The sequence below is a fragment of the Nocardioides mangrovi genome (genome assembly GCF_020073815.1).
Lineage (GTDB): Bacteria > Actinomycetota > Actinomycetes > Propionibacteriales > Nocardioidaceae > Nocardioides > Nocardioides mangrovi.
In genome coordinates, this window is sequence record NZ_JAIQZJ010000013.1 from 98,003 (window position 1) to 120,507 (window position 22,505).

21 protein-coding genes are annotated in these 22,505 nt (G+C 69.9%); 12 read left to right on the plus strand and 9 right to left on the minus strand.

What is annotated here, in order from left to right; translation table 11 throughout:
• Positions 1-35 precede the first annotated feature (35 nt).
• From K8U61_RS19285 to K8U61_RS19295, 3 genes are all read left to right on the plus strand, one after another.
• A complete protein-coding gene (locus K8U61_RS19285; RefSeq protein WP_224124684.1) occupies positions 36-899 on the plus strand; it encodes an AfsR/SARP family transcriptional regulator in 864 nt (287 codons plus the stop codon).
• Positions 892-1,146: a DUF2630 family protein gene (locus K8U61_RS19290; protein WP_224124685.1), complete on the plus strand. Its 255-nt coding sequence runs from the start codon at positions 892-894 to the stop codon at positions 1,144-1,146. The genes K8U61_RS19285 and K8U61_RS19290 overlap by 8 nt, the downstream gene beginning before the upstream one ends.
• A gap of 89 nt (positions 1,147-1,235) precedes the next feature.
• Positions 1,236-2,048, plus strand: a complete 813-nt coding sequence (locus K8U61_RS19295) for a hypothetical protein (RefSeq protein WP_224124686.1) — start codon at positions 1,236-1,238, stop codon at positions 2,046-2,048.
• A 3-nt stretch (positions 2,049-2,051) separates the two neighbouring features.
• Here the strand turns inward: K8U61_RS19295 and K8U61_RS19300 are convergent, their stop codons facing one another.
• Both K8U61_RS19300 and K8U61_RS19305 read right to left on the minus strand, forming a co-directional pair.
• Positions 2,052-2,657 carry a CocE/NonD family hydrolase C-terminal non-catalytic domain-containing protein gene (locus tag K8U61_RS19300; protein WP_224124687.1) on the minus strand — a complete coding sequence of 202 codons (606 nt, stop codon included), beginning with the start codon at positions 2,655-2,657 and terminating at the stop codon, positions 2,052-2,054.
• Positions 2,594-4,363 carry a CocE/NonD family hydrolase gene (locus tag K8U61_RS19305; RefSeq protein ID WP_224124688.1) on the minus strand — a complete coding sequence of 590 codons (1,770 nt, stop codon included), beginning with the start codon at positions 4,361-4,363 and terminating at the stop codon, positions 2,594-2,596. The genes K8U61_RS19300 and K8U61_RS19305 overlap by 64 nt, the downstream gene beginning before the upstream one ends.
• A 165-nt stretch (positions 4,364-4,528) precedes the next feature.
• Between K8U61_RS19305 and K8U61_RS19310 the strand changes: the two genes are divergently transcribed.
• Genes K8U61_RS19310 through K8U61_RS19320 form a run of 3 tightly spaced genes read left to right on the plus strand, consistent with a single transcriptional unit; the run spans position 4,529 to position 10,211 of the window.
• Positions 4,529-6,019 (plus strand): DUF3375 domain-containing protein, encoded by a 1,491-nt coding sequence (locus tag K8U61_RS19310; protein ID WP_224124689.1) that lies wholly within the window; start codon positions 4,529-4,531, stop codon positions 6,017-6,019.
• Entirely contained in the window at positions 6,016-6,747 is a 732-nt protein-coding gene (locus tag K8U61_RS19315) for a DUF4194 domain-containing protein (protein WP_224124690.1), read from the plus strand. The genes K8U61_RS19310 and K8U61_RS19315 overlap by 4 nt, the downstream gene beginning before the upstream one ends.
• Positions 6,748-6,749: 2 nt before the next feature.
• Positions 6,750-10,211 (plus strand): ATP-binding protein, encoded by a 3,462-nt coding sequence (locus K8U61_RS19320; protein WP_224124691.1) that lies wholly within the window; start codon positions 6,750-6,752, stop codon positions 10,209-10,211.
• Positions 10,212-11,024: 813 nt separating this feature from the next.
• Here the strand turns inward: K8U61_RS19320 and K8U61_RS19325 are convergent.
• The gene (locus tag K8U61_RS19325) at positions 11,025-11,630 is read right to left on the minus strand and encodes a hypothetical protein (RefSeq protein ID WP_224124692.1); all 606 of its coding nucleotides are present in this window, start codon (positions 11,628-11,630) and stop codon (positions 11,025-11,027) included.
• The gene (locus K8U61_RS19330; protein WP_224124693.1) at positions 11,611-12,681 is read right to left on the minus strand and encodes a GmrSD restriction endonuclease domain-containing protein; all 1,071 of its coding nucleotides are present in this window, start codon (positions 12,679-12,681) and stop codon (positions 11,611-11,613) included. The genes K8U61_RS19325 and K8U61_RS19330 overlap by 20 nt, the downstream gene beginning before the upstream one ends.
• Positions 12,682-12,812: 131 nt before the next feature.
• Here K8U61_RS19330 and K8U61_RS19335 point away from each other — a divergent pair, with 131 nt between their 5' ends.
• From K8U61_RS19335 to K8U61_RS19350, 4 genes are all read left to right on the plus strand, one after another.
• Entirely contained in the window at positions 12,813-13,193 is a 381-nt protein-coding gene (locus tag K8U61_RS19335) for a hypothetical protein (RefSeq protein WP_224124694.1), read from the plus strand.
• Between the two features lie 73 nt (positions 13,194-13,266).
• Entirely contained in the window at positions 13,267-14,301 is a 1,035-nt protein-coding gene (locus K8U61_RS19340; RefSeq protein ID WP_224124695.1) for a hypothetical protein, read from the plus strand.
• Positions 14,302-14,321: 20 nt separating this feature from the next.
• Positions 14,322-14,504: a helix-turn-helix transcriptional regulator gene (locus K8U61_RS25575; RefSeq protein WP_224124696.1), complete on the plus strand. Its 183-nt coding sequence runs from the start codon at positions 14,322-14,324 to the stop codon at positions 14,502-14,504.
• Between the two features lie 15 nt (positions 14,505-14,519).
• On the plus strand, positions 14,520-15,752 hold the full coding sequence (locus K8U61_RS19350) for a tyrosine-type recombinase/integrase (protein WP_224124697.1): 1,233 nt from the start codon (positions 14,520-14,522) through the stop codon (positions 15,750-15,752).
• 76 nt (positions 15,753-15,828) lie between these two features.
• Here K8U61_RS19350 and glnA read toward each other — a convergent pair whose 3' ends face one another.
• Positions 15,829-17,247, minus strand: a complete 1,419-nt coding sequence (gene glnA / locus K8U61_RS19355; RefSeq protein WP_224124698.1) for a type I glutamate--ammonia ligase — start codon at positions 17,245-17,247, stop codon at positions 15,829-15,831.
• Between the two features lie 185 nt (positions 17,248-17,432).
• Between glnA and K8U61_RS19360 the strand changes: the two genes are divergently transcribed.
• Together K8U61_RS19360 and K8U61_RS19365 are read left to right on the plus strand one after the other, a co-directional pair.
• Entirely contained in the window at positions 17,433-17,849 is a 417-nt protein-coding gene (locus tag K8U61_RS19360; protein WP_224124699.1) for an RDD family protein, read from the plus strand.
• A 68-nt stretch (positions 17,850-17,917) separates the two neighbouring features.
• Positions 17,918-18,793, plus strand: coding sequence for an SCO4651 family lipoprotein (locus tag K8U61_RS19365; RefSeq protein ID WP_224124700.1), 876 nt, complete (start codon positions 17,918-17,920; stop codon positions 18,791-18,793).
• Between the two features lie 57 nt (positions 18,794-18,850).
• Here K8U61_RS19365 and K8U61_RS19370 read toward each other — a convergent pair whose 3' ends face one another.
• Genes K8U61_RS19370 through K8U61_RS19385 form a run of 4 tightly spaced genes read right to left on the minus strand, consistent with a single transcriptional unit; the run spans position 18,851 to position 22,454 of the window.
• On the minus strand, positions 18,851-19,570 hold the full coding sequence (locus tag K8U61_RS19370) for a DUF4191 domain-containing protein (protein WP_224124701.1): 720 nt from the start codon (positions 19,568-19,570) through the stop codon (positions 18,851-18,853).
• Between the two features lie 28 nt (positions 19,571-19,598).
• Entirely contained in the window at positions 19,599-20,549 is a 951-nt protein-coding gene (gene lipA / locus K8U61_RS19375; protein ID WP_224124702.1) for a lipoyl synthase, read from the minus strand.
• A 34-nt stretch (positions 20,550-20,583) separates the two neighbouring features.
• Complete coding sequence (locus K8U61_RS19380; protein ID WP_224124703.1) at positions 20,584-21,546, minus strand: hypothetical protein; 963 nt, start codon at positions 21,544-21,546, stop codon at positions 20,584-20,586.
• Positions 21,543-22,454: an ATP-binding cassette domain-containing protein gene (locus tag K8U61_RS19385; RefSeq protein ID WP_224124704.1), complete on the minus strand. Its 912-nt coding sequence runs from the start codon at positions 22,452-22,454 to the stop codon at positions 21,543-21,545. Before K8U61_RS19385 ends, K8U61_RS19380 begins: the two co-directional genes overlap by 4 nt.
• Positions 22,455-22,505: the final 51 nt, after the last annotated feature.

Sequence of the window (22,505 nt, forward strand, 5' to 3'; positions counted from 1 at the left end):
GCCCCGCCGTACCTCGTCCTGAGGAGTAGTCACCCATGCCGACCCGCTCCGACCCGTCCCTGCGGCTGCAGATCCTCGGCCCGCTGCGGGTGTGGCGGGGCCACGACGAGATCGGTGCCGGGCCGCGCCAGCAGGCCCACCTGCTCACCCTCCTGGCGGCGCGGCAGGGACAGCCGACCGGGGTCGACGAGCTGGTCGACCTGCTCTGGGGGGAGCACGCACCCGCGAGCGCCCGCAACGTGCTGCACAAGTACGTCGGGTCGCTGCGGCGGCTGCTCGAGCCCTCGCTGCCGCCTCGCCGTACCGGCTCCTACCTCTGCCCGTGCGGCAACGGCTACCTGTTCCGCGCCGGTGGTGCGGTCCTCGACGTCGCCCGGTTCGACGAGCTGACGCGGGACGCCGCCGCGGCCCTCGCCCGGGACGAGCCGCGGGCCGCCCTGGACCGCCAGGTCGAGGCGCTCGGGCTCTGGGCCGGCCCCGCGGGTGCGGGTCTGTCCCAGGAGCCGGCGATGGCGCCGGTCTTCGCACGCCTCAACGACTCCTTCCTCGACACCTGCGTCTCCGCCGCCGATCTCGCGGTCGCGCACGGGATGGCGGCGCGCGTCCTGCCGCCCCTGCACCTGGCCACGTCGATGGCGCCCTTCCACGAGCCCGTGCACGCGAGCCTGATGGTGGCCCTGGCCGCCGCCGGCCGGCACGCGGACGCGCTCGCCGTCTACACCCGGGTCCGCGACCGGCTCGACGGCGACCTCGGGATCGACCCCGGCCCGGCGCTCCGCGCGGCGCAGCGCCGCGTGCTCGAGCAGACCGTCGGCAGGCCCGTGCGTCCGGCGGCCTGCCGAGGCGAGCGGTACGTCGGGCGCACCCATCGCACGATCGCCAGGAGGCACCATGGATGACCAGGACCTGCTGCACAGCATCTCGGAGATGGTCGACCGCGAGCACCGGTTGCGGCAGTCGCACGAGGACGGACCGCCGGGGCAACCAGCGCGACCGGGGGAGCGTCAGGAGCTCGCCGCGCTCGAGGTGCAGCTGGACCAGTGCTGGGACCTGCTCCGACAGCGCCGGGCCAGGCGGGCAGCGGGGGAGGACCCGGACGGCGCCACGACCCGGACCGGATCGGTGGTCGAGAACTACTGGCAGTGATCTCGGTGCTTGCCGAGCGCGTGCCTGCTGCCCTACCTTCCGGCTGAGAGCACCTCCACCTCCAGAAGGCGGTCGCGATGCGGGGAGTCGTGGCAGTCGTCGGCCTGTTGGCGGGCGTCAGCGCGGCGGGCGTCCTGGGCGCGGCTCCGGCCGACGCGCAGGTGACCGACACCGTCGTCTTCGCGTTCACCGATCCCGACGTCGTCGAGTCGAGCGCGCTCGTCGTCCGCGAAGGGCTCTTCCTCACCCTCAACGACGCGGGCAACCCGGGTCGGGTCTTCGTCGTCGACCCGGCCACCGGCGACACGGTCGGTACGACGGACTGGAGCACCACCCCCGTCGACCCGGAGGCGCTCGCACCCGCCGGCGACGGCTCCGTCTGGGTCGGGGACATCGGGGGGAACCTCCGGGCCCGCTCGACGGTGCAGGTGATCGACGTGCCGGTGGGGCGCACGGAGCAGACGGTGTCGGCCGCGTCGTACGACCTCGCCTACCCCGACGGGGCCCACGACGCGGAGACCCTGATGGTCAACCCGCGCACGGGCCGCCTCTTCGTGGCGACCAAGGAGCGCACGGAGAACGGTTCCCTCTACCGCGCGCCCAAGACGCTGTCGGCCTCGTCGCCGAATCCGCTGAAGCGGGTGGCGGCGGTGATTCCGGTCGCCACGGACGGCTCGTTCTTCCCGGACGGGCACTTCCTGATCATCCGCGACTACCGCCGGGCGGCGGTCTACCGCTTCCCGAGCATGGAGCTGCTCGGCACCTTCCGGCTGCCCCGCCAGACCCAGGGAGAGGGCCTGGCCATCGACGAGAGGGGGCGCGTCTACCTCAGCTCGGAGGGGCAGTACTCCCAGGTCCTCCAGGTGTCGATGCCGCGGCGGATCAAGAAGCAGGTGAAGTAGGGCTCAGCGGTTGCGGTAGGGCACGTAGTCGCGGCAGGGCTCGTTGCGCAGGCTCGGGCAGGCGGGCGCGTCCGAGTCGATGCTCAGGCCGGGCACGACGGGGAGCACCAGGCGCGACGGGTGCTGCCGGGACGAGGCGACGTGGATCGTCGAGGTCCCCTGCACGGGCTTGGCGTGCGCGAACGCCCAGATCGGCTGCTCGCCGCCCGGGGCCGAGATCGTCACCCGGATCCGAGAGCCCGCTCGGTAGGCGTGGCCCTGGAAGTAGAGCGGGATGACGACCTTCGTGTAGCGGCCGCTCGGCATCGGGCGCGCGTCGTCGGCGCGCAGGGTCGGGATCGGCTCGAGCAGGGTCGACGGCTGCTTCATGATGTTGTCGCTCGAGGTCGCCAGCCTCCGCTCGCTGCCGCGCATCCAGCCGCTCTGGACGAAGGTCTCCGTGCCGTCGCGGACCTCACTGACCGTGGCCTGGAGGTCGACGTCCCGGGCCGAGGAGCGCACCCACACCTGCACGGCACCGGCGCCCACGGTGGTCGTGTCCTTCGTCAGCGGCGCCGAGACGTAGGAGACCGCGCTCCCGGCCTTCCTTGCTTCCAGTCCCAGCTCCACTGGGAGGCGTTGCCCCACAGGCCGCCGGTCGCGGTGCCGGTCCCGGTGTCCTCGGTGTAGTCGGTGCCGGACATCAGGCTGGGGTCGGAGACGTAGCGGTCGACGTTCTCCTTCCGCGGCGCCTTCGCGTGCAGCGCGCTGCCGGCGCCGAGGTACCACGACTCGGCCCTGGTGCCCGGCGCGGGCAGCGTGTCGAAGGAGTGCTCGTAGCCCGGGTAGGGGTCGCCGGCCTGGTTGGTGCCGAGGGGGCCGCTCCCGGCGCCGTTGTCGAAGAGCACCCGGACCGGCTTCTCGGCCTCGAACGCGGCCAGCGCACCGTCGTACGTCGGCTCCAGCTGCACCGGGTCGTTCGGCAGGGTGAGGGGGTCCTGGGCCGGGGTGCCCATCGCCTCCTGGTAGATGAGCGGCGCCGCGGCCCGGACGACGGCCGCGTTGAGCGCCGGCGGCTGGTCGGCGACGTAGAGCGAGAGGAAGTCGTACCAGCGGTTGAGGGTCTCGGGGTCGAGCGAGTCGATGTGGGCGCCGTTGGTGAAGGTGAACCACTTCTTCGTCGTGCCGGTGAAGTGGCGCACCAGCGCCGGGCAGTGGCCACCGGTCTGCTCGTCCTCGAACTGGCAGGCCAGGAACGTCGGCACGTCGATCTTGTGCACGAAGGACACCGGGTCGAGCGGGTCGGCGACCTTCGGGTTGTAGTGGGCGTTGTCGCGGATCTTGTCCATCAGCGACGCGGCCTCCCCGTGCAGCGCCTGGTTGGCGGCGCAGGTCTCGTCGCCGTCGGCGACCCGCTGCTCGGCGTACGGCTGGGTGCCGGTGGCTCCGGTGCCGGCCGGCTGGGCCTCCTGCTGGCGCTCCTTGGCCCACTCGACCGCGAAGCCGGTGTTGAGGGTGCCGCCGGGGTAGAGGGTCGTCGCGGTCGCGTCGATGGTCGACAGCGGCGAGATCGCGGCGAGGTGCGGCGGCCGGGTCTGGGCCGTGAAGAGCTGGCTGATGCCGCCGTACGAGATGCCCATCATCCCGACCTTGCCGCCCTTGACCCAGGACTGCCGGGCGACGGTCTCGACGATGTCGTAGCCGTCGAGCGACTGCAGCGGCTCGAAGAAGTCGAACGCGCCGCCCGAGCAGCCGGTGCCGCGCATCTGGATGTCGACGACCGCGAAGCCCATGATGTTCGCGATCGCCGCGATGCCGTTGGTCGGCCCGTCCGGATCGGCGTAGCCGTAGCCGGAGTACTCGATGAGCGTCGGGTACGGCGGCGTGTAGCTGACCCCCGCGGGGATCGGGATCGCCGCGCCGCCGATGCCGGCCGGGTTGGTCGGCGCGTGCACGGTGTAGGCGAGCTGGGTGCCGTCGCGCGTGGTGAGGTAGCCGTAGCCGTCCTCGGGCATCGTCTGGTCGTAGATGTCCGTGTTCCACTGCTTCGGGTTGCCGCCGTGGACCGTCACTGGCCCCTCGGTGTCACCGCCCGACCGCACCCGGTAGCCGCCGCCGGGCTTCACGTCCCGGAAGAGCACGCCGCCGAGCGACGTTGCCTTCTCCCGTGCGACGGTGTCGCCCCGGGCGTCGACCAGCGTGGCCGTCGCGCCCGCGGGAAGTCCGACGGCGTACACCTGCTTGGCGCTGCCGTGCGCGGTGAACCCGTCGTCGGCCGCCACCGCCGACGGCGGACCGGCCACGACCGCGAGGCCGAGCAGCACGAGCGAGAGCACCGCGACGAGGGCGGCAGGGACACGGGACCGTTGAGCCAGCACGTGGATAGAACGAGTTCCACCCCTCGGAGGTCACGTGCCCGCGAGTCCGATTGTCGAGATGTCGGGGGCCTTTGCGATGCTTGCCCACCGGCAGGTGGCGGGGACGCGGACGAGGGGATGTCAGTGAGTGGGATCGGGGGCGAGCTCGCCCGGGTCAAGGGTGCCTTCGGCCAGCCCACGCTGACCCTGCTCCACCAGCGCCAGGCGCCGGTCGTCATCACGATCTTCCGTGCCGCGTTCGGTCGCAACAACAAGCCGATCCCGACGGCCCGCCTGCACACCCAGGTCGAGGAGCACCTCGCGGAGATCCGGCGCGCCGGGGAGACCGACCTCCCGGCCGGCAGCGGCCGGGAGATCTGTCAGCGCTGGATGCGCGGGCAGTGGCTGGTGCGCTCGCTCGACGAGGGCGGACACGAGGTCTACGCGCTCACCTCGCACGCCCAGCAGGCGCTGGAGCTGGTCAAGAACCTCGCTCGCGACCGGGCGGCCCTGAGCGAGCACCGCATCGCGACCATCCTCGGCACGGTCCGCCGCTTCAACTCCGAGGCCAACCCGGACCGGTCGACGCGAGTGACGCTCCTCAACGAGGAGATCGCCCGGCTCGAGGTCGAGCGCGATCGGCTGGTCGACGGCGCCGACATGGTGAGCGCGACCGAGGACTACATGCTCGAGGGCTTCACCGAGCTGCTCTCGCTGATCTCGGCCCTGCCGAGCGACTTCGCCCGGGTGGAGGAGCGCTTCGCCACGATCCGCACCGAGATCCTGGCGGCCTTCCGCGCGGAGGACCGGCCGGCCGGCGAGGTCATCGACGACTACCTCGCCCGTGCGGACGCGCTGATGACCGCGACCCACGAGGGCCGTGCCTTCGAGGGCGCCTTCGCGCTGCTGCGCGACGACGCCCTGGTCACCCAGCTGCGTGACGACCTGACGGCGCTGCTCGAGCACCCCCTCTCCGACGGCATCCTCAGCGATGCCGACCGCGGCGAGCTGCGGGGCACGGTGTCGCTCGTGCGCGACGGCCTCGAACGCGTCCTGGTGCAGCGGTCGCGGGTGACTGCGACGCTCAAGGAGTACATCGTCTCCCACGACGCCGCGCGTGACCGCGAGCTGGAGCAGACCCTGCGGCAGGTCGAGTCCGAGCTGATGACCTGGATGGCGACCACCGGCCCTCGAGCCACCCACGACGTGCCGCTGCTGCCGGCGCGGGCGAGCGTCGACCACCTGCGGGAGCGCTTCTACGACCCCGCGGACGACGTGCTGCCCGAGCGCATCAGCACCGCCGACCCGAGCGAGGCGCCGCCCGTCTCGCTCGCCGACCTCGTCGCGCAGGGCGGACCCAAGCTGGCCTCGCTGCGCCAGCGCATCGACGCCGCCCTCGCCTCGACCAACCCGGCCGGTTCGCTCGGGGCGCTCTTCGACGAGCTCGAGCCGTCCCTGCGCCGCCCGGTCGAGATCTTCGGCCTCCTGCACCTCGCCGCCGACCGCGACTGGCGGTCGGAGGACGAGGTCGAGTCCTACGCCGCCGTACGCCCCGACGGCAGCCGGCGCACCTTCGCGGTGCCCCGCACCCCGTTGCCCGATCCCGACCTGAGCCCCAGGGAGACCCGCGCATGACCGTCGAGACCGAGCCCGGCACCACCGACGTCGACGAGGTCGAGGTCGGGGTCGACGAGGAGTCCGTCTCGCTCTTCGAGGGCGACGAGGGCGGCCTGGCGTTCGCCCAGCGGCACGCCCTCGTCACCCTGCTCAAGCAGCGCTTCATCAGCGCCCGCACCCACCCGCGCGACTGGCGGGTGCTGGTCGAGCACGAGCGGGTGCTGCGGTCCCGGCTCAACGACCTCTTCCTCGACCTCCAGGTCGACCGCGTGCGTGAGGTCGCGTGGAAGCGCCAGGCGAGCTCCGAGACCGGCGGCCGCTTCCCGACGATCCTCTACGACGCCGCGTGGTCGCGCGAGGAGACGCTGGTGCTCGTGCACCTGCGCGACCGGCTCCGCGCCGGCCTCGCCGGCGGCGACGCGCGGGTCTTCATCGACCGTGAGGACCTGGTCGCCTACGTCGCCAGCTTCCGCCCGCTGCACGCCACCGACGTGGCCGGCGACGAGAAGCGCGCCCGAAACGCCGTCGCGAGCGTCGCCAAGGCCGGGCTGCTCATCGACGTCGGCTCCGACGAGCGCTTCGAGATCAGCGATGCCGTCGAGCCGCTGATCCCGCTCGAGCTGCTCCAGGAGCTCCTCGCGGCGCTGCAGGCAGCCACCAGCAGCGACGTACCGGTCCCGGACGACGCGGCCGACCTCTTCGACGAGGACCAGCCGGCGAGCGACGACGCAGCAGGGGAGCAGTGAGCATGTCGATCGACGAGATCGAGCAGGTGGACTCCGAGCCCGGCGACGGGCTCTTCGAGCGCAAGGACGTCGCGACGCCGACCGACGACACGGTCCAGTGGCGCGCCGCGCTGCTGCAGCTGGTCAACTGGGGCGGCTTCGGTGGCCTCACCACCGTGCCGCTGCGGGGCGACGCGACGATGATCTCGGGCGCCTCCGGCGTCGGCAAGAGCACCATCCTCGACGCCTACACCGCGCTGATGATGCCGTCGGACACCAAGTTCAACGGCGCCTCCAACGACGCGGTCGCCGGCCGGGCCCGCGGGGCCGGCCAGCGCAACCTGCTCTCCTACCTTCGCGGTGCGGTCGACGTGGTCGACGACCCGCGCACCGGCCGGCCGGTCGAGAAGCTGCTGCGCGGCAAGGGCTCCGACACCTGGGGCGCGATCGCGATGACCTTCGTCAACGACCAGGGCGGCCGGTTCACCGCCCTCCGCACCTACTACGTGCCGCGTCGCGCCGCCCGCTCGGGCGACGTCCAGATGCAGCTGGCCACCCACGAGGGCGCGCTCGCCCTCGACGCGCTCGAGGTGGCGGTGCCCGAGCGGTTCCACGCCACCACGCTGAAGAAGCTCTTCCCGGGGATCCGGGTCCACCGCACGTACGCCGAGTTCACCGCCGTCCTGCACGCCCGCCTCGGCATCGGCGCCAACGGCGACGGGGCCAAGGCGCTGCGGCTGCTGGCCCGGATCCAGGCCGGCAACCAGGTCCGCAGCGTCGACGAGCTCTACAAGGACATGGTCCTGGAGCGGCCGGCGACGTACGCCGCGGCCGATCGCGCGATCGAGCACTTCGACGACCTCGACACCGCCCACTCGGCGATGCGCACCGAGGAGCAGAAGCTCGAGCTGCTCGAGCCGATCGGCGGGCTCCACGACCGCCGCGAGTCGGCCTCCCGGCGGCTCGCCGAGCTCGACTCCTACGGCGTCACGCTCGGTGGCGACACCCCGATCCGGCTGTGGCTGCTGCGCACCCACCTGCGCCTGATCGAGGCCGCGGTCGCGACCAACCGCCACGACCGGGCGGCGACCGCCGACGAGCTCACCGCGACGGCCGGTGAGGAGCGCGCGCTCCTCACCGACCTCGAGGCGGCCAAGGAGTCCCACCGCGCCGCCGGCGGCTCCACGCTGCAGACCCTCGCGCTCTCGCTCGAGCAGGAGCAGGTCGTCCGCGAGGACCGGCTCGGACGGCGGTCGGTCCTCGAGGAGCGGATGCTGCCGCTGATCGAGGCGACGGACGCCCAGGCGCCCGACGTCGAGGCCGCCCTGCTCTCGGCCGAGTCCTTCGCGGTGCTCCAGCTGCACGCGCGCCACTGGCTCGCCGGCTGGCAGCGCGACCAGGAGCGGATCCGGGCCGACCGCGACGCGACGCTGCGCCGCCAGTTCCCGCTCAGCGAGCGCCAGGCCGAGCTGCGTCGCGAGCGCGCGTCCCTGGAGCAGCACGCCGGCCGCGTCCCGGCCCGCATGCACGACCTGCGGGCCGAGGTCGCCGCCGCCAGCGGACTCGGTGTCGACGAGCTGCCCTTCGTGGCCGAGCTGATCGACGTGGCGCCCGACGAGGCGCCGTGGCGGACCGCGATCGAGACGGTCCTCGGCGCCAGCGCCCGGCTGATGCTGGTGCCGCTCGACCGGCTCGAGGACTTCTCCGCGGCGATCGACGGGCTGCGCCTGCGCGGCCGCCTCACCTTCGAGGGTGTCGAGCTCGGCCTGCCCGACCTCGCCCCCGGTGACCCCGAGCGGGTCGCCGGCAAGCTGGTCTTCCAGGACTCGCCCTTCGCCGGCTGGGTCCAGGCCCACGTCGACGAGCCGACCCGCAACGCGCTCTGCGTCGGCTCCGCGGACGACCTGGCCGGCCCGGGCCTCCGGGTCACCATGGCCGGCCAGACCCGCAACGGCCGTCGCGGCGCCCACGGCCGCAACGAGGCGCGCAGCATCATCGGCTTCTCCAACGCCGACGCGATCGCCGAGATCGACGCCGAGCTCGCCCGACTCGAGGAGCAGCTCGAGGCTGTCGCCGCCGAGGTGACCGAGGCCGACCGGCGCTCCCGCGTGCTCGAGCGGCAGAAGGCGTCATACGACGCGGTCGCGACGGCGCGTTTCGACGACCTCGACGTCGATGGCAGCGACCGACGCATCGCCGATCTCGAGCGTCGCCGCTCCGAGATCCTCGGCTCCGACGACCAGCTCCAGGCGCTCGAGGCGCAGATCGAGGACCTGACGGCGCGGCTCGAGGAGTCCCGCCGGGCGCGCTACGGCACCGAGCAGCGCCAGCGCGACCTCAACGCGGCGCACGCCGAGCTGGTCGACTCCGAGGACCTCGTCAACGACCGGCTCCAGGAGATGGAGACCAGCGGCCGGGTGACGCTGACCGACGAGCAGGACGCCGCCCTCGCGGCCGACTTCGCCGCGGCCGCCGCCCCGGCCGACCCCGACGACCTCGACCGCTTCACCGAGTCATCGCAGCGGCTCTCGGAGCGGCTGCGGGTCGCGGTCGCCGACGCCGAGGCCGAGATCAAGCGGGTCGACGAGGATCTCGTCCAGGTCTTCCGGGTCTACAAGTTCCACTGGGACTCGCCCAACCTCGGCCTCACGCCCGACTCCTACCCCGACTACGCCCGGATCCTCGACGACATCCGCGGCAAGGGCCTCGCCGACCGACGGGCGGAGTGGCGGCGCCGGCTGACCGAGTGGAGCGGCCAGGACCTGGTGCCGCTCGTCGGCGCAATGGCCGCCTCGATCGAGGAGATCGAGGACCGCCTCGAGCCGATCAACGCGATCCTGCGGCGCCTGGAGTTCGGCGCCTCGGGTGACCGGCTCCGGATCCGGCTGCGCCGGCCCTCGCCGGCGCACGTGCAGACCTTCATGAAGGACCTGCGCGCCCTCTCTGCTGGCTCGTCCACCGACCTGGGGGAGGAGGCGCTGGAGAAGCGGTTCGCCGAGCTGAGCCGCTTCATGCAGCAGCTCCGCAAGCCGAGCCAGGTGGGCGACGCCGCCGTCGCCCTCACCGATCGCGACCGCCTGCTCGACGTACGCCGCCACGTGGAGATCAGCGCCGAGCGCTACGACCACCTCACCGGCGAGCTGCGCGCGACGTACCGGACCCTGGGGGAGAAGAGCGGCGGTGAGAGCCAGGAGCTGGTCGCCTTCATCGTCGGTTCCGCGCTCCGCTTCCGCCTCGGCGACGAGATGCGGTCCCGGCCCCGCTTCGCCCCGGTCTTCCTCGACGAGGGCTTCGTGAAGGCCGACTCGGAGTTCGCCGGCCGCGCCGTCCAGGCGTGGCGCGGCCTGGGCTTCCAGCTCATCGTCGGCGTCCCGCTCGACAAGGTGACCGGACTCGAGCCGCACATGGACGAGCTGCTCGCGATCACCAAGAGCAGCACCACCCATCAGTCCTGGATCACCTCCATCAGCGACGCCGCGCGTTGAGTCGGGAGTTCTGACCGTCGAGTCGGGAGTTCCGTGCATCCAGGCCGACCAGAAGTCCGGACTCGAGCGACGAAACTCCCGAATCGACGGCGAAGGCCCCCGGATCGCTCCGGGGGCCTTCGTGGGTACGACGTGAGCGGGTGGCTCAGATGTCGTAGTAGAGCGTCGGCTCGAGTCGCTCCTGGCGTTGACCTGCGGAAACGCAGCTCCCGCATGGATGCGGGCGCACCGGGGGCGCACACGAGCCGTTCTCTGCGTGTCTGGGAAGGCTCCGCGATGGGGTTCGAGTCAGGTGTTTGGTCATGCGAGGTCTGCGGGAAATCCGTCAGCCGACTACTGGGGATGGCTGGTCTTGTTGAACTCCCCAGCGGGGCTACTCAGCTTCGGCCCGTTGTCCGTGGTTACTGCGTCGAGCATCGCGAGGCCGTCCGGCGGGACTTCGAGGACGAGCTCGAGGCGGCCGGACAGTTGCTTTGGATCGGGGAGCCAGACGTAGAACTAAGGCCCCGCAACGCTCTCGAGTGGCTTCACCACGTCGATCAAGAGCTCAGCGACGAGATGACCGGCGGCAGGGGGCTGGTCCGTCAACAGACGGACGCTGCCCTCACTGCGCGGCCGACGTCTCTTGGGGGTCAGGACCCCACGTCGCCGACGCCGCGGCGCGCCCGGGCGGCATCGCCTGGCAGTGTGTCGGCTGCGGCGCGGCCGGCGTGGCCCACCTGCTGCCGTAAGCAGGGCGGGTGGGGTTCTCGGGTGCGCAGAGGCTCCGCGCGACGCGGAGCGGCGTGTGGAGGGGCGCTCTCCCCACCCGCCCTAACTCGTGAGCTCGCGGATAACGCGAACGAGCTCTTGGAGCTGGACCTCAAATCGCGTCTTCAGGCGGGAGTGAGACCCTCGAAGGTAGCCACCCGGCTTCAATTCGCCAGTTCGGAGCGACTTGCCGTCTGTGAACTCTTCCTTGAACCTGCGTTGAGAGTGATCACTCTGATGCGCTAGCGCGTTTCGAAGCACGGACGCTCGCTCAAGCGCGGCTCGATCCGGCTTGCCAAGACCTAGGAAGGGCTGGCCTTCGAGCAAGAAGGCCGTCGCCCGCTTGCGTGTGTGTTGGTCGTAAGGCAACCAGTCGACGTAGCTCCGGCCACCGGTGATCAGGGACTTAGCAGCCTTGGCGTTCGGCATCGCAACGACGGGCTTTACCCCCGTGTTCGGGTGTACGTATTTATGCGTGAGCAGGCCGATAAAGAGGTCTTCCAGTTGCTGCTCGAAGAAGGCGAGGTAGGCGACGTAGGCGCCAGCGTAGACCTGGTTCCTGTCGGCGTCGGAGTTACATCGACCCGACATCCTCGTCGTGTAGTGAACCAGGTAGTTCGCGCGTCGGGCGCAGGCGTCCGCTACGGCGCTAGCTGGCTTGGATGGCATTGCGCAGGTACTCGTAGCGGGTCCGCCTGCGGCCGAGGTCTGCCGACGCGCGCTGCATCGCATCGAGCACTTCCTTCGGCACGTTCTCGGACTTCAGTGCCTCGCTCGCTTCATGGACCCGAGTCGTTGCTCCAGTTGGCAACTTTCGCGCCTTGCCGGCTGATCCAGGTGAGCCCAGACCCCACTCGAGGTCGTAGATCACAGCAAATAGGGTGAAGAAGTTGACCTCGCTGCGCCACGCGCTCGTCTTGAAGGTCGAGCCAGCCAGCTTGTCGATCGTGTCCAGGGTGTGTCGGAAGCGGTTCGCGTACTGCTCGCCGCCCGGCCACTCCAGATCGTTCTCCTCGTAGTACGAATCGATCTTGGGTTGAGACTTTCCGGTCAAGCCAAGGGCCATGTTGATGAGGAGATCGCTAACAAGGTCGACCTCGCGCATGCGGGCGATCTGGTCCTCCGAGAAGAGGTTCCAGTCTCGCCAACGGTCGAGTTGTTCGGTCGCGAGTTCGTAGGCGTACGTCTTGAAGGCGCCGGCAAATGCCGCGTTCCGGAGCTCCTGAGGATTGAGCTTGAGACCGGTCGAGTTCATGCGCGCAAAGACCTGAAGGACGTCTCTGTCCTCAAATGTCAGGGGAAGGACGTGAGTGCTGATCTCGTATCCGAGGATCGTGGTTTGCACGTCTTTCGATAGCCGTCCGAACGGCCTGCCAGCGATCTCCGAGTTATGGATGCTCCGCACAGTGAACTCGTCGCGCTCGGGATCGAAGTCCGGAAGCGCATCCGGATCGATGAACGAGATAAGGGTCCGCAGTCGCTGCTGTCCGTCGACCATTTCGCGCACGCTGGAACGCGTGTCGAGGTCGATGGAGTCGCGGATGAACACGATCGGCACGGGGAGTCCGCGCACGACCGTGTCGAGCAGGTACGACTTTTGGCTCGCGTTCCAGACTGACCGGCGCTGGAAGGCGGGGCTCAGGAGTAGCTGACCACTGCGCTGCCAAGACAGAAAGTCAGCAACGCGGAACGTGGTCCTTGTGATGTGCGCTAGCGGCATGAACCTCTCCTTGTGATCGCGGCGATGCTATCGGCTGCCGCGGGTGGGTGCGTGCTCTGTAACACAGCACCCTCAAACTGCATCGGGCGCGGTGACCAGAGGTGTCGACGCCAGTCGCTAGCGTGTCGCTCGTGAGTGACTACCGGTCGGAGCGGATGCCCAGCGTCGAGGGTCGCGGGCGTGCGCGCGCCGCATGGGACGCCTACAAGGCGGCGACGCGCAAGTATGTGGACCCGGTCGTCGATAAGACCCCGTTGGGTGACGCCATCCGCAGCTACTCGGCGAACCGGGTGGGGGATGCGCTTGGCTTCTGGGTGATGTGGAAGCTCTACGGAGGCTTCGAGGGCCTGCAGAGCATCGGCATGACTCGCTCGTCGATCTTTCGGAAGGTCGGGCTCTTCCGACAGTTCTTCGGTGTCCATCCTGACGAGTTCGAACTTGAAGGGGTCTCCGTCGACATCCAGCGCGTGTGGACCGAGCAGCGGACAGCTCAGGAGAGCGATGACGAATAGTTGGATATGTTGGACAACATCGAAGATTTGTGGTGAAGTCTGACATGTGCAACTACGAACGAGCGGTGACCTGGTGGAGCTGGCCTCCGGTGTCGACTCGTTCTACCTGTCCGGCCGGGGCCGGCTGAACGAGGCGCTGCTCGCTGACCTCGATCGTTCGCGCGACGCCGCCCGGGAGACGCGCACGCCGCAGGACTTCGACGCCGGAGGGGAGACCTTCCAGGTCGCTGCTCGATCCCTGAATCGATACCCATACCGGCTGGATCATGAGAACGGCGTCGTCGGTCTGACGGCTAGTGCCCACCTGCCGACGGTGAACGTGCAGCCGTCGGCCGCGTTCATTCACGCCGCTGGCGTCGAATCAGCGCTCAACTGGTTCATGGGCACGCTCGAGATGCTCTTGGGTCAGGTTGTGTGGAGCTCGTCGCGGGTCGACGTCTTCACGGACGTGCAGGGCTGGCCGCTTACGAGCGAGGACCGTGGCCGGTTCGTGTGCCGTGCTCGCCAGCTCACGATGTGGGAGTCCGACTCGACGTTCCAGACGATGCGGTTCGGCACCGGCAAGTCGGGCGTCATGGCTCGCATCTATGACAAGTCGGAAGAGTCCCGGGTCAAGGGAACCGACTGGTGGCCCGACGTCTGGGGCGATCCGTATCGCGCTGGGGAGCGAGTCTTGCGAGTCGAGTTCCAGGTCACTCGCGAGGTCTTGGCGCAGACCGCCATCGACGATCCGGTCGAGGCGCTCGAGCGGCTGCCGCGGCTCTGGGCCTACCTGACCGACGAATGGCTGTCACTGCGCACGCCGACCGCAGACCAAACACGCTCGCGCTGGCCGATCGCTCCCGAGTGGCAAGACATCCAAGAGGCGTCGCTCCGCAACGGCGCGATCGGGCTCGAGCGCATGCGCGCGGGCCACCGCGCGGGCAGCATTCGCCGACTCCTTCCCGCTACTCGGGGATATTTAGCTGCAGTCGGTGCCCTCGGTGGTGCTCAGTCTCTCGCTGAGGCTCTGAGAGTTGTCGGGCGGGAGATCACGCTGCAAGACGAAGCTGGGCGCCACTCGTTCGATGTGCAGCTGGCTTCGAAGCGATTGGCGTTCGGCCTGTGAGCGTGCGTAGGGCGTCGACGATGCCCGATCGGCTGTGGACGCTCGAGGAGACCGCGGAGTTCCTTGCCATCCCGGTTTCCACTCTCTACAAGCTCAACCACAAGCGGACGGGTCCGCGATTCTTCCGGGTTGGCCGGCACTGCCGGTATGACCCGCGTGACGTGCTCGCATGGTTACAAGGCCCGTCGTGCCAACCGAACTGACATCCGGGGGAGTGAATGGCATCGATCGCCGATAGGTGGCACACGACCGAGCGGGGTAGCGGTCGGCGCGTTCGCTCGTCGCGCTACGGATCCGGCAAGCGCTGGCAGGTCCGTTACCGAGATCCCGAGGGCCAATCCCGCAATCGCTCCTTCGATCGCAAGGTCGACGCCGAGCGGTTCCTCGCGGATCTCCAACACCAGCTCAACCGCGGTGCCTACGTGGATGAGCGGGCCGGCCGTGTCGCTGTCGCCGACTTCGCTGCGGAGTGGCTTGACCGGCAGGTCATGCAGCCGACGACGCTCGCCGCGCTCGAGCTGCGCCTCCGCGTCCACATCCTCCCTGAGTGGGGAAGCTGGCCACTGGTGAAGATCACCCCGGCTGCTGTGCAGCGTTGGATCCGGCGGTTGTCGGACGAGCTCTCATCTAGCTATGTCCGACTCCTTCTGACGAACTTCGGTGCCTTGCTCAATGCAGCGGTCGACGATGGTCTGATCACCCGGAATCCTGCCCGTGCAGCCGGGGTGAAGGCGCCTACCCAACCGACGCGAAGGATCCGTCCGTGGCTGGTCGATCGGGTTCTCGATGTAGTCGACGAGGTGCCGGAGCAGTATCGCGCGCTCGTCGTGGTGGCGGCAGGTTGTGGGCTTCGGCAGGGCGAGGCGTTCGGGCTTCGAGTGCAGGACATCGACTTCCTGCGGCAGGAGCTCCACGTCAGGCAGCAGATCCGCCTAGAGGCCGGTCGGCCGGTCCCTGCGCTGCCAAAGTACGGGCGGGTTCGTTCGGTGCCCATGCCGGAGTGGGTGGGCCTCGAGCTCGCGCGGCACCTGGAACGCGTGTCGCCCCTCGCGGGAGACCGCATCGAGTCCCCTTCTTTCGCGGGGCTGATCTTCTACAGCCGGGAGCGCAAGCCACTCAACCGGAACTACTTCAATCAGACCGTCTGGCGGCCTTGCTTGCGCGCTGCCGGCGTTCCGAACGAGCGCGACAACGGCATGCACGCGCTGCGGCATGCCTGCGCTTCCCTGTGGCTCGAGCACGGAGTCAGCATCAAGGCAGTCTCGGAGTACCTCGGGCATGCCGATGCGGGCTTCACGCTCAGGGTGTACGCACACGTGATGCCGACGTCGGGTGACAAGGCGCGCAAAGCACTCGACGAGGCGGTCGGGGAAGGCCGGAGGCCGTCGACCGCCACGTCGAGCGCTGGCGCACCGCTGGCGCACGACACGGTGACCGAGAGTGGACAATGATGGAAAACAACGAACGGCGTTTCCGCAGGTCAGATGGCCTACGGAAACGCCGTCGCTGGTCAGCGAACCGCGCTGATCAGATGTCGTAGTAGAGCTCGAACTCGTGCGGGTGCGGGCGCAGCTGCACGGGGGCGATCTCGTTGGTGCGCTTGTACTCGATCCAGGTCTCGATCAGGTCGGGGGTGAAGACGTTGCCGACCGTGAGGAACTCGTGGTCGGCCTCGAGGGCGTCGAGGACGGCGCCGAGCGAGGTCGGGACCTGGTCGATCTCGGCCATCTCGTCCGGCGGGAGCTCGTAGATGTCCTTGTCGATCGGGGCGGCCGGCTCGATCTTGTTCTTGATGCCGTCGACACCGGCGAGCATGAGGGCCGAGAACGCGAGGTAGGGGTTCGCCGACGGGTCGGGGAACCGGGTCTCGATGCGCTTGGCCTTCGGGTTCGACCCGGTGATCGGGATGCGGACCGACGCCGACCGGTTGCGCGAGGAGTAGACGAGCGAGATCGGCGCCTCGAAGCCCGGCACCAGGCGGTGGTAGGAGTTGACCGTCGGGTTGGTGAAGGCGAGCAGCGACGGGGCGTGCTTGAGGATGCCGCCGATGTACCAGCGGGCGAGGTCGGAGAGGCCGCCGTACCCGGTCTCGTCGTAGAAGAGCGGCTCGCCGTCCTTCCAGAGCGACTGGTGGACGTGCATGCCCGAGCCGTTGTCGCCGAAGATCGGCTTCGGCATGAAGGTGACCGACTTGCCGGCCTCCCACGCGGTGTTCTTGATGAGGTACTTGAACTTCATCACGTCGTCCGCGGCCTTGAGCAGCGTGTCGAACTTGTAGTTGATCTCGGCCTGGCCGGCGGTGCCGACCTCGTGGTGGGCCCGCTCGACGTGGAGGCCGCAGGCCTCGAGGTTCTTGACCATGTCGTCGCGCAGGTCGCCGTAGTGGTCGTACGGCGCGACGGGGAAGTAGCCGCCCTTGAAGCGGGTCTTGTAGCCGCGGTTGTCGCCCTCGGCGCCGGAGTTCCACCAGCCCTCGACGGAGTCGATGTGGTAGTAGCCCTCGTTGGCGTCGGTGGAGTAGCGCACCGAGTCGAAGATGTAGAACTCCGCCTCGGGGGCGAAGAAGGCGGTGTCCGCGATGCCCGTGGTGTTGAGGTAGGCCAGCGCCTTGCGCGCGATGTTGCGCGGGTCGCGGGAGTAGGCCTCGCCCGTGATCGGGTCGTGGATGAAGAAGCTCAGGTTGAGGGTCTTCGAGGTGCGGAAGGGGTCGACGAACGCGGTCGTCGGGTCCGGGAACAGCGCCATGTCCGACTCGTTGATGGCCTGGAAGCCACGGATCGAGGAGCCGTCGAAGGCCAGACCGTCGTCGAAGACCGACTGGTCGAACGACGAGACGGGGACGGTGAAGTGCTGCTCGATACCGGGCAGGTCGACGAAGCGCACGTCGACCATCTCGACGCCCTCGTCCTTGATGAACTTGAGCAGCTCATCGCTGTTCTGGAACATTCGTCCTCCTTGGCTGCACTCGGGCGGCAGCCGACGTCAGTGCGGAGCAGGAACCGGGGCGACGCTGCTCCGGGCGGTGCTCGCAACGTATGCACGGGCAGTTTCTCGACCGTATCGGCTTTGTTTCGTGGATGTAACAGGTCACCGGTGGGTGGACGCTCCAAGCGACCGTCTAGCCTGACCGCGTGCCCGCGCCCGCCACTCTGCCGTACGACACCGCGTCCTGGGGTCGCCGGGTCCTCGCCCTGCTCGTGGACTGGGTCGCCTCGACGCTCGTCGTGGTGGTCTTCGTCGGCTGGGACAGCTACTCCGCGCCCGGCAGCTCCGACCAGTGGCTCACGCTGCTGGTCTTCGTGATCGAGTCGGCGCTCTTCACCACGACCGTCGGCGGCTCCTTCGGGAAGATGGCCTGCCGGCTCCGCGTCGTCCGCGTCGACGGCGGGGGACGCCTCGACCCGCTCCGCTCGCTGGCCCGCGCCATCCTGGTCGCCGTGGTCATCCCGCCGCTCGTCTTCCGGCCCGACCGCCGCGGCCTGCACGACCTCGCGGCCGGTACGGCGACCGTGACGCTGCAGGTCGCCCACAGCCAGCACGCGGCGTAGCCCGCCTGGGCCAGGGATCGGTCCCCACCCGCCGGTTAGCCTCGAACCACTCGGGGAAAGGACCGATCATGCGACTCGACCTGCGCCGCGCCGCGGCCGCCACCGCCACCGTCCTGCTGCTCGGCGGGATCACCGCCTGCGGCGACTCGTCCGACGACTCCGCCGCCAAGGACGACTCCCAGCAGGCGGCCCTGCTGAGCAACCTGTCCGAGGGCGACACGGTCGACCCGGCCGACTTCGTCAAGACCGTCACCGACGGTCTCGAGAACAGCACCACCGCCCACATGACGATGACGATGGACCTCGGGTCCACCGGCGCGATGACCGCCGAGGGCGACGTCGACTACACGACGGACACCCCGAGCGTCGCGATGAAGATGGAGCTGCCGGGTGCGCCGTCGAGCGCCGGCGAGATGGACGTCCGGATGGTCGACGGGGTCATGTACCTCTCGATGGGCGAGCTGACCCAGGGCAAGTTCTGGAAGATCGACCCCTCCGACCCCGACGGCCCCTTCGCCTCGCTCGGCATGGACAAGCTCTTCGACCAGATGGACCCGGCGAAGTCGCTGGAGTCCATGGAGACCGGCATCTCGAAGGTGACGTACGTCGGCGACGAGGACGGGCTCGACCACTACGAGCTGACCATGAACGTGAAGAAGCTGATGGACTCGCTGGGCAGCGACATGGGGGACATGGGCGGCATGGGCGCGCAGATGCCCGACTCGCTCACCTACGACCTGTGGCTCGACGACCAGGGCCGCTTCGCCAAGATGTCGATGGACGACCTCGCGATGGGTGCCGCCGGCAGCGGGTCCGTCGAGATGACGGTCTCCGACTGGGGCGAGGACGTCTCGATCGAGGCGCCCCCGGCCGACCAGGTCACCGACATGCCCGACCTGGGCTCGATGATGGGCGACCTCGGCGGCGCCACCGCGTCCAGCTGACCTGGGTGGTGACAGGGCGGGTTTCCCCGGTTGCCCGGGGAAACCCGACCAGCCGCCTCAGCGACCGCGCATCTGGCCGCGCATGCCCTTCATGCTGGTGGGGACCGGGCCCTTGGGCAGCGGGACCGCCGAGCGGGTCGAGTCGAGTGCCTTGAGGCGGTTGAGGATGTCGGTCATCTCGGCCGGCTTCACCGAGCGGCCGAGCTTCTGCACGTGGCGGACCAGCTTGGCCAGCGGGACCTCGCCCGGACCGTTGCCGCACACGACCTCGTGGATCGGGACGTCGGCGGCGACGCGCTCGTGCTTGCGGCGCTCGGTGGCCATGAGGGACTTCAGGCGGTTGGGGTTGCCCTCGCCGATGAGCACGATGCCCGGAGGGCCGACCAGGCGGTGCACGACGTCCTGCTGCTTGGTGAACGCGATCGCCGGGGTCGACTTCCACGACCGGCCGCGGAGCATCCGCAGCGCGGCGGCCGCCGCGCCGGGCTGACCGTCCATTTGGCTGTACGCCGCGTTCTGGGCACGGCGGCCGAAGACGATCATCGCCAGCAGCGCGCCGAGCAGCAGGCCGCCGACGACGGAGATGATGACGCCGAGCGTGGTGCCGCCGGCGATCAGGAAGAAGACGCCGAAGCCGACCGCGAGTCCGAGCACGAAGGAGCCGCCGACCCACAGCCCGAGGCGCGGGTCGGACTTGCGGGCCATCCGGTAGGTCTCGACGAACTGCGCGCGCCGGCTCATCTTCTCCGGGTCGACGGGCTTCGGGTCCTTCGCCATGTTCTGGTGTGCCTTCTTCTTCGTCTGATCAAGCGGTCTGGGCGCCCGCGCGGGCGTCCATCGCCTGACGGTACAGCCGACCGGCCCGGTACGACGAACGAACGAGCGGCCCGGACAGAGCGCCGGCGAACCCGATCTCCATCGCCTCGTCCTGGAGCTCGACGAACTCCTCGGGCTTCACCCAGCGCTCGACCGGGTGGTGCCGCAGCGAGGGACGGAGGTACTGGGTGATCGTGACCAGGTCGCAGCCCGCCTCGTGCAGGTCGCGCAGCGCCTGCGAGACCTCCTCGCGGGTCTCGCCCATCCCGAGGATGAGGTTGGACTTGGTGACCAGCCCGAACGCGCGGGCCTGGGTCAGCACGTCGAGGGAGCGCTCGTAGCGGAAGGCCGGGCGGATCCGCTTGAAGATCCGCGGCACGGTCTCGACGTTGTGGGCCAGCACCTCGGGCCGCGACTCGAACACCTCGGCGAGCAGGTCGGGCTTGCCGTTGAAGTCGGGGATGAGGTTCTCGACGCCGGTGTCGGGGTTGAGCTCGTGGATGGCGCGCACGGTCTCGGCGTACAGCCAGGCGCCGCCGTCCTCGAGGTCGTCGCGGGCGACGCCGGTGATGGTCGCGTAGCGCAGGCCCATGGTCTGCACGGACTCGGCCACGCGGCGCGGCTCGTCCCGGTCGAGGGGCTCCGGCCTGCCGGTGTCGATCTGGCAGAAGTCGCAGCGCCGCGTGCACTGGTCGCCGCCGATGAGGAACGTCGCCTCGCGGTCCTCCCAGCACTCGAAGATGTTGGGGCAGCCGGCCTCCTGGCACACGGTGTGGAGGCCCTCGGACTTCACGAGGTTCTGGAGGTGCTTGTACTCCGGACCCATCTTCGCGCGGGTCTTGATCCACTCGGGCTTGCGCTCGATCGGGGTCTCCGAGTTGCGCACCTCGAGCCGGAGCAGCTTGCGCCCCTCGGGTTGCGGGGAGGTTGCTGACGTCACGAGGCCCCACTGTACGCCGGGCGTCGAACCCGACTCACGGCACGTCGCGCCGCCGGAACGACAGGACCGACCCGGCGCCCACGATCAGCAGGGGTACTCCGTAGTAGGCCGCCCCGCGCCACAGTGGCAGCTCCTTCAGGCCGTTGCAGTCGACGTCCGGTGCGACCTGCGGCCCGCCGCACGCCTCGGGGAGGTCGACGTAGTACATCGTGCCGTTCTTCACGATCGCGGAGACGTTCTTCTGCGGCTGCCACTGCTCGCCGAGGGACAGCGCGGCGATCACGATGCCGCCGGCGACCACGACCCCGAAGAGCACGCCGATGGTCGCGACCGTGCTGCGGAAGAGCATGGTCAGCGCGTAGCCGCCGAGGGTCGCCGCGGTCGCGTAGCCGGCCCCGCGCAGCCCGTAGGCGAGCGAGTCGCCGAGGGCGCCCGGCGCCGTCGGCAGGTCGCGCACCGAGATGGTCGCCCAGATGCCGAGCCAGTACGCCGTGCTCACGATCACCGCGAGCACGCCCGCGACCAGGGTGACCGCGATCGCCTTGGCCGCCCAGATCCGGCCGCGGCGTGGCTCGAAGAGGAGCTGGTTGCTCATCGAGCCGCTGTTCCAGTCGTGCCCGACGAACGTCGTCGCGGCGAGCAGCAGGAGCGCGGTCAGCACGGCGACGACGCCCATCCCGGAACCGCCGAGGCGCTCGCTGAGGAAGCTCATCCGCTCGCGGCCGGTGTACCAGCCGACGATCGTGTCGGTGCAGCGCTGCTCGGCCATGGCGTCGGGCCCGCGGACGCCGTACCGGTTCGGGTGCTTGACGCACTGAGCGATCTGGCCGGCGTTCTGCCGGGCGACCGTGTCGAGCTCGTCCTGGGAGACCGGCCGGGTGGCCCAGATCCGGGAGGCGGCGATGAGCGCGGGGACGACGATCGCGAGGACTAGCAGCGCCACGACGGCGCGCCGCCAGCGCAGGCGGGTCAGCTCGACCCCGAGGAGGCGGATCACTCGCTCGCTCCCATCTCCGTGCCGGAGGTGAGCTCGAGGAAGACCGACTCGAGGTCGCGGCGTACGGGCGTGAGCTCGGTGAGCCAGATGCCGGCGCCGCCGAGGGCGCGGGTGACCGCGGCGGGGTCGGACGTCTCGACGAGGAGTCCGTCGCGGACCGTGAAGCCGGCCTCGGTGAGCACCCGGGAGGCGGCGTCGGGGTCGGGCGCGGCGACGCGGTAGGCCGTGCTGGTGCCGACGAGCTCGTCGACCGGGCCCGAGGCGAGCATCCGGCCGCGGCCGATGATCGTGGCGGAGGTGCAGACCTGCTGGACCTCGGCCAGGATGTGCGAGCTGAGCAGCACGGTCACGCCGGACTCCCCGAGGCCGCGGATCGTCTCGCGGATCTCGCGGATGCCGGCCGGGTCGAGCCCGTTGGTCGGCTCGTCGAGGATCAGCAGCTGCGGCTCCTTGAGCAGGGTCGCCGCGATCGCGAGCCGCTGCTTCATGCCGAGGGAGTAGGACTTGAAGCGGTCCTTGTCGCGGCCGGTCAGGCCGACGGTGTCGACCGCCGCGTCGACGGCGGTGGTGGGGGCGCCGATCGAGCGGGCGAGCAGGGTGAGGTTCTGCCGGCCACTGAAGTGGGGCGAGAACTTCGGGCTCTCCACGACCGCGCCGATCCGGCCGATGACGCTCGGCAGGCGGTGCGGCACCGGCTCGCCGAAGAGCCGCATCTCGCCGGCGGTCGCGCGGGCCAGCCCGAGCAGCATCCGGATCGTGGTGGTCTTGCCCGAGCCGTTCGGCCCGAGGAAGCCGTGCACGCCGCCGGCCGGCACCGCCAGGTCGAGCTGGTCGACGGCGATGCGCCGTCCCCGGCGGGTGCTGAACTCCTTGCGGAGCCCCGTGGTCTCGATGACCAGCTCTGGCATGGGCGTCCTCCCGATCGGTACGTCAGACGACCCAAGCAGGAGAAAGGTTGA